This is a genomic window from Pantoea sp. CTOTU49201 (assembly GCF_032054795.1).
Taxonomy (GTDB): domain Bacteria; phylum Pseudomonadota; class Gammaproteobacteria; order Enterobacterales; family Enterobacteriaceae; genus Pantoea; species Pantoea symbiotica.
The window spans coordinates 355-7270 of record NZ_DAMBSA010000240.1; the positions used below are offsets into that span (position 1 = coordinate 355).

At 55.7% G+C, this 6916-nt stretch carries 7 protein-coding genes; 4 read left to right on the forward strand and 3 right to left on the reverse strand.

The window, feature by feature from the left end; translation table 11 throughout:
* Positions 1 to 376: PfkB family carbohydrate kinase (locus tag RTY00_RS16110; protein ID WP_312665112.1), on the forward strand; the 376-nt coding region annotated here is incomplete at its 5' end.
* Between the two features lie 16 nt (positions 377 to 392).
* Positions 393 to 2090, forward strand: a complete 1698-nt coding sequence (gene fruA, locus RTY00_RS16115; protein ID WP_312665113.1) for a PTS fructose transporter subunit IIBC — start codon at positions 393 to 395, stop codon at positions 2088 to 2090.
* 58 nt (positions 2091 to 2148) lie between these two features.
* On the opposite strand, the gene nfo is transcribed toward fruA, so the two are convergent.
* A complete protein-coding gene (gene nfo, locus RTY00_RS16120; protein WP_312181480.1) occupies positions 2149 to 2994 on the reverse strand; it encodes a deoxyribonuclease IV in 846 nt (281 codons plus the stop codon).
* Between the two features lie 56 nt (positions 2995 to 3050).
* Positions 3051 to 4094, reverse strand: coding sequence for a YeiH family putative sulfate export transporter (locus RTY00_RS16125; protein ID WP_312665114.1), 1044 nt, complete (start codon positions 4092 to 4094; stop codon positions 3051 to 3053).
* A 140-nt stretch (positions 4095 to 4234) separates the two neighbouring features.
* Here RTY00_RS16125 and yieE point away from each other — a divergent pair, with 140 nt between their 5' ends.
* Together yieE and RTY00_RS16135 are read left to right on the forward strand one after the other, a co-directional pair.
* Complete coding sequence (gene yieE, locus RTY00_RS16130) at positions 4235 to 5101, forward strand: DNA-binding transcriptional regulator YeiE (RefSeq protein WP_061717796.1); 867 nt, start codon at positions 4235 to 4237, stop codon at positions 5099 to 5101.
* Positions 5102 to 5237: 136 nt separating this feature from the next.
* On the forward strand, positions 5238 to 6704 hold the full coding sequence (locus RTY00_RS16135) for an amino acid permease (protein ID WP_312665115.1): 1467 nt from the start codon (positions 5238 to 5240) through the stop codon (positions 6702 to 6704).
* Positions 6705 to 6724: 20 nt separating this feature from the next.
* Here the strand turns inward: RTY00_RS16135 and RTY00_RS16140 are convergent.
* Positions 6725 to 6916: hypothetical protein (locus RTY00_RS16140; RefSeq protein ID WP_312665116.1), on the reverse strand; the 192-nt coding region annotated here is incomplete at its 5' end.

A 6916-nucleotide genomic window follows, 5' to 3' on the forward strand; every position in this document is an offset into this window, starting at 1 on the left:
CCGCGAGCTGGAGATTTGGGCTGGTCGCAAATTGCCTGCGCTGCAGGACGTGATTGGCGCCGCACATGAACTGCGTGAGCAAGGTATTGCGCACGTGGTGATTTCTCTCGGTGCGGAAGGCGCGCTGTGGGTGAATGCCTCCGGCGAATGGATCGCCAAACCGCCCGCTTGCGAAGTGGTCAGCACCGTGGGTGCCGGCGATTCGATGGTCGGCGGCCTGATTTACGGCTTGCTGATGCGTGAATCCAGCGAGCACACGCTGCGTCTGGCAACGGCAGTGGCGGCGATGGCCGTCAGCCAAAGCAACGTTGGCGTTAAAGATCGTACCCAGTTGGCCGCGATGATGGCACGCGTCGACTTACAACCCGTTAACTAACAGCAGGAGAGCGATAATGAAAACGCTGCTGATAAAAGATTCTTCACTGGGACTGGCTTCAGGACATCTGGCGCTGGAACGCTTACGCGCGACGGCGGCACAAGCCGGACTGACGCTGACCGATAATACCGCCGAAGCGGAACTGGTGCTGGTTGCTGGTCATAATGCGCCGCACGACGCAGAGCTGGCGGGTAAATCGCTGGCGCTGGTGGATGTGCAGCAAGCGCTGCGCGATCCGCTGGCGGCAATCAATCAAGCCAAAGCGAGTGCCAAAACCTGGCAGCCTGCAGCTGCAACCGCTGCCGCGCCAGTGGCGGCGCAGAGCGGTGGTCAGAAACGCATTGTGGCGGTGACCGCTTGCCCAACTGGCGTTGCGCACACCTTTATGGCTGCCGAAGCTATTCAGGCCGAAGCGACTAAGCGTGGCTGGTGGGTGAAAGTAGAAACCCGTGGTTCTGTGGGCGCTGGCAACGCGATTACCGCGGAAGAAGTAGCGGCAGCCGATCTGGTGATCGTCGCGGCTGATATCGATGTGGATCTGGCGAAATTTGCCGGTAAGCCGATGTACCGCACCTCAACCAGTCTGGCGCTGAAGAAAACCGCGCAGGAGCTGGATAAAGCGCAGGCTGAAGCGAAAACCTATCAGCCGAGCGGCAATCAGGCGGCCAGCGCGCAGGGCGACAGCAAAGAGAAAGCCGGTGCTTATCGTCATCTGCTGACCGGCGTGTCCTACATGCTGCCGATGGTGGTCGCTGGTGGTTTGAGCATCGCGCTGTCATTCGCCTTTGGTATCACCGCATTTAAAGAGCCGGGGACCTTAGCAGCGGCACTGATGCAAATTGGTGGCGGCAGTGCCTTCGCGCTGATGGTGCCGGTTTTGGCCGGTTTCATTGCCTTCTCGATTGCGGACCGTCCAGGTCTGACGCCAGGTTTGATTGGCGGTATGATCGCCACCAGCATTAACGCCGGTTTCCTTGGCGGCATCATCGCCGGTTTCATTGCGGGTTACGCCGCGAAGATGCTCAGCAGCAAAGTGAAGCTGCCGCAGAGTATGGAAGCGTTGAAGCCGATTCTGATCATTCCGCTGGTAGCGAGTTTGATTACCGGTTTGCTGATGATTTACGTGGTTGGTAAGCCGGTTGCTGGCATCATGACTGGCCTGACAACCTGGCTGGCAAACATGGGTACGGCGAACGCAGTACTGCTGGGCGCGATTCTCGGTGGCATGATGTGTACCGACATGGGCGGTCCGGTGAACAAAGTGGCTTATGCATTTGGTGTTGGCCTGTTGAGTTCACAAACCTACGCACCGATGGCGGCAATTATGGCGGCCGGTATGGTGCCACCGCTGGCGATGGGCCTGGCGACGATTGTTGCGCGTCGTAAGTTCAACAAAGGTCAGCAGGAAGGCGGTAAAGCGGCGCTGGTACTTGGTCTGTGCTTTATCTCTGAAGGTGCCATTCCGTTTGCGGCGCGTGACCCAATGCGTGTGCTGCCATGCTGTATCATTGGCGGCGCGGTAACCGGTGCGATTTCCATGGCGATTGGCGCGAAACTGATGGCACCGCACGGTGGCCTGTTCGTCCTGCTGATTCCTGGCGCGATTACCCCAGTATTGGGTTATCTGCTGGCGATTGTGATTGGTACTGCGGTGGCAGGTCTTGGCTACGCCATTCTGAAACGTCCGGAAGAAGAGCTGGTAAAAGCAGCGTAATCTTCGTCAGACATGAAAAAAGGGAGCTTCGGCTCCCTTTTTGTTTTTAATCACATAATTAACCCTGTTGCTCTGACTTCAGCCACGCAATCTCATCCTTCCAGATATCCGGATTGATGGTTTCCAGAATCATCGGAATGCCGTCAAAACGTTTATCCTTCATCAGCCAGCTAAATGCGGTTTTGCCGATATTGCCTTCACCCAAGCTGTGATGGCGGTCGACGCGACTGCCTAGCGTGCTCTTGGCATCATTCAGGTGCATTCCACGCAGATACTGGAAACCGACAATGCGCTCGAAATCGCTAAACGTCTCCGCGCAGGCTTCTTCGGTACGCAGATCGTAACCGCCCGCAAAGGCGTGGCAGGTATCAATGCACACGCCAACGCGCGACTTATCTTCTACATGTTCAATAATGGTAGCGAGGTGTTCGAAGCGGAAACCGAGGTTGCTGCCCTGACCGGCGGTGTTTTCGATCACCGCCACCACGCTGCTGGTTTTATCCAGCGCGATGTTGATCGATTCGGCGATACGCTTCAGGCACGCTTCTTCATCAATTTGCTTGAGATGGCTGCCGGGATGGAAGTTCAGCAAGGTCAAACCTAACTGCTCGGCACGTTGCATCTCATCGAGGAAAGCTTCGCGTGATTTCTCCAATGCTTCCATCACCGGATGGCCAAGGTTAATCAGATAGCTATCGTGCGGCAGGATCTGCGCAGAGCTGAAGTTGTAGCGATCGCAGGCGGTTTTAAACGCATCGATCACTTCCCCTGACAGCGGTGCTGCTTTCCACTGGCGCTGATTTTTAGTGAACAAAGCAAACGCAGTGGCTTCGAGTTCGTGGGCACGGATAACTGCCTGGTCCACGCCGCCTGATGCACTGACGTGTGCGCCGATATATTTCATGCCGCTCTCCTGATTGGGCGATTGCTACTGCAAAGCGCTCACTATAGCGGATGCGATTACGCCATGAAATGTTGCACCAGCACATTGAGTGCTCCGCCGCCAACAATCAACCAGCCAAACATCATCAAGCCGAGCAGCAGCGGTTTCAAACCGGCCTGCTTTAAGGCACTGAAACGCGTGGTTAAACCCAGCGCCGCCATCGCCATCGCCAGCAGCAGATTCGCCAGCTGATTCAGCGCACCAACCACGTTAGCAGGCAGCAGATGCAGCGAGTTAAACAGCGCAACCACAATAAATAGCAGCGCGAACCACGGGAAACTGATTGATTGCTGCTGCGCGCTGTGGCGACGCTGACGCTTCAGCCAACTGCCCAGAATCAGTAAGAAGGGCGCTAACATCATCACGCGCAGCATTTTAGCGATCACCGCAGTATTCTCGGTTTCTGCACCCATCGCATGACCAGCCGCGACAACCTGCGCCACTTCATGCAGCGTCGATCCGGTAAAGATGCCGAAATGTTCTGCACTGACCGTTGGCAGCAGCGACCACAGCAGCGGATACAGCACGATGCCAACGGTGCCAAACAGCACCACGGTGGCAACCGCTACCGCCACTTTTGACGGCGCAGCTTTAACGATAGGTTCACTCGCCAGCACCGCCGCCGCGCCGCAAATGCTACTGCCCGCACCAATCAGCCACACGGTTTCACGGTCCATCTTCAACAGCCGAATGCCGATAAAACAGGTCAGCAGGAAAGTGGAGCTGAGGACCAGCGCATCGATCAGCACGCCGCTCAGACCGACATCAGCAATCTGCTGCACGGTAATACGAAAGCCATAAAGGATGATGCCGAGGCGCAGCAAGCGCTGTTTCGCCAGCAGCACGCCGCTGTCACAAGCTCCAGCAATCTGCGGATAAAGGGTGTTGCCGAGCACGATGCCCAAAATAATCGCTAACGTCAGCGCACCGAATCCGGCACCGGCCAACCAAGACTGATTGCCAAGCCATGCCGCGATACCGGCAATCGCGACAGTCAGCAGCAAACCCGGCAGCCACTGATGTAGATGAAACGGGCTTTTATTCACGCTTAACTCAGCCATACTTTTCTCCTGTAGGGTCGCCATTTATGGCGACCTTCTAACACTCAATCTCTACCTCACAAGCGTGCACCGCACTGGTATAAAAGTAAAATTGATAATATATTTATAATTAACCAGTATAAGTAATATAAGAGGGACACATGCACATCACGTTGCGGCAGATTGAAGTGTTTACCGAAGTGTTGAAAAGCGGCTCGACAACCCAGGCTTCGCAAGTGCTGGCGCTGTCGCAGTCGGCGGTGAGCGCCGCGTTAGCGGATCTGGAAAACCAGCTTGGCGTGCAGCTGTTTGACCGCGTCGGTAAGCGGCTGGTGGTGAATGAGCATGGCCGTTTACTCTATCCGCGCGCCGTGGGTTTGATGGAGCAGGCGGGCGAAATCGAACAGCTGTTTAAAGAAGATAACGGGGCGATTCGCCTGTTCGCCAGCAGCACCATCGGCAATTACCTGCTGCCGGGCATGATCGCCGCCTATCGCCGTGATTTTCCCGCGCTGCCGCTGGAGCTGAGCGTCGGCAACAGCCAGGATGCGATTAATGCGGTGGCGGATTTTCGTGTCGATATCGGTTTGATCGAAGGTCCATGTCACGAGCTGGATATTATCAGCGAGCCGTGGCTGGAAGATGAGCTGGTGGTTTTTGCCGCGCCGGATGCCGCCATCCTGCAGCAGCCGATTACGTTGGAAACACTCGCTGCCGCGCCGTGGATTCTGCGTGAGCGCGGCTCGGGTACGCGTGAGATCGTGGATTATCTGCTGCTGTCGCATCTGCCGCAGTTTCAGCTCGGCATGGAGTTGGGCAACTCAGAGGCGATTAAACATGCGGTGCGTCACGGCATGGGCATCAGCTGTTTGTCGCGGCGGGTGATTGAAGATCTGCTGGAAGCCGGCACGCTGGTGGAAGTATTGATCCCGTTGCCGCGCCTGACGCGCACGCTGTATCGCATCCATCATCGACAGAAGCATGTCTCCAAAGCTTTGAGCCGTTTCCTGTCGTATTGCCGAGAATAATCGCAGTGCTTAACACGCTGCGGCTAATAATTCCTGGCCGATCATGAAGGTAACTAATAACCCGACGTGAATGCTATACAGCTTGGGGCTAGCTGCTACAATCTCGCCTCATTTTTATCCAGCATAGCGTTTACACATGCATAATGACTCAAAAACAACACAACAACCTGGATTGCGCCGTGAATTAAAAGCGCGTCATCTCACCATGATCGCCATTGGTGGTTCCATCGGTACCGGCCTGTTTGTCGCCTCGGGTGCGACCATTTCTCAGGCCGGACCTGGCGGCGCGCTGCTCTCCTATGCGCTCATCGGCCTGATGGTTTACTTCCTGATGACCAGCCTCGGCGAACTCGCGGCATTTATGCCGGTTTCTGGCTCCTTCTCCACCTACGGTTCGAAATACGTTGAAGAAGGCTTCGGCTTCGCGTTGGGCTGGAACTATTGGTACAACTGGGCGGTCACCATCGCCGTTGACCTCGTCGCCTCGCAGCTTGTCATGAATTACTGGTTCCCGGACACGCCCGGCTGGATCTGGAGCGCACTGTTCCTCGGCCTGATGTTCCTGCTCAACTACATCTCCGTAAAAGGCTTCGGCGAAGCGGAATACTGGTTCTCGCTGATCAAAGTGACCACCGTCATCATCTTTATTGTGGTGGGCGTGCTGATGATCACCGGCATTCTGCGTGGCGCAGAAAACGCTGGCTGGCACAACTGGACTGTGGGCGAAGCGCCGTTTGCCGGTGGATTTGCCGCAATGATTGGCGTGGCGATGATCGTCGGCTTCTCCTTCCAGGGCACCGAACTGATTGGTATCGCGGCCGGTGAATCCCAGGATCCGGCGAAGAATATCCCGCGCGCAGTGCGTCAGGTGTTCTGGCGAATCCTGCTGTTCTATATCTTCGCCATTCTGATTATCAGCCTGATTCTGCCGTACACCGATCCGAAGCTGCTGCATAACGACGTCACCGATATCGCTATCAGCCCGTTCACGCTGGTGTTCCAGAATGCTGGCCTGCTCTCGGCGGCGGCGGTAATGAACGCGGTAATTTTGACGGCGGTGCTGTCGGCGGGTAACTCCGGCATGTACGCCTCAACGCGCATGCTATTCAACCTGGCACGTGAAGGCAAAGCGCCACGCATCTTCGGCAAGCTGTCGAAAGGTGGCGTGCCGCGTAACGCGCTGATTGCTACCACCGTGGTGGCAGGATTGTGTTTCCTGAGCTCGAAATTTGGTAACCAGGAAGTTTACCTGTGGCTGCTCAACACTTCGGGTATGACCGGCTTTATCGCCTGGTTGGGTATCGCCATCAGCCATTACCGTTTCCGTCGCGGTTATATCGCGCAGGGTTACAGCCTTGCCGATTTGCCATACCGTTCGGGCTTCTTCCCGCTGGGACCGATCTTCGCCTTTATTCTGTGTCTGATCATCACGCTGGGGCAGAACTATCAGGCGTTCCTCGCCGACCGCATTGATTGGTATGGCGTCGCCGCGACCTATATTGGTCTGCCACTGTTCCTGGTGATTTGGTTGGGTTACAAGCTGACACGCGGCTCTCGCTTCGTGAAATACAGCGAGATGGAATTCCCGACGTTTAAAGAGTGATTGTTGTGTGAAGGTCGCCATTAATGGCGATCCAACAATCCTGGAAAGTGCGCAATTATGCGCACTTTTTTTTGGATTTTGTTACTCAGATTGAATTGATAATTATTATCACCTGCACTATTGTGGCTGCCGTTATGATTTCGACAAGAAACGGGTAGAACAATGCGTACCACCGACGCCACGCTGCTGGCGGAAAACGGCCTCGAAACCGA

Bases quoted from the DNA above. Each gene is read 5' to 3' on its own strand.
- fruA (WP_312665113.1), top strand. From the start codon at position 393: ATGAAAACGCTGCTGATAAAAGATTCTTCACTGGGACTGGCTTCAGGA.
- nfo (WP_312181480.1), bottom strand. From the start codon at position 2,994: ATGAAATATATCGGCGCACACGTCAGTGCATCAGGCGGCGTGGACCAG.
- RTY00_RS16125 (WP_312665114.1), bottom strand. From the start codon at position 4,094: ATGGCTGAGTTAAGCGTGAATAAAAGCCCGTTTCATCTACATCAGTGG.
- yieE (WP_061717796.1), top strand. From the start codon at position 4,235: ATGCACATCACGTTGCGGCAGATTGAAGTGTTTACCGAAGTGTTGAAA.
- RTY00_RS16135 (WP_312665115.1), top strand. From the start codon at position 5,238: ATGCATAATGACTCAAAAACAACACAACAACCTGGATTGCGCCGTGAA.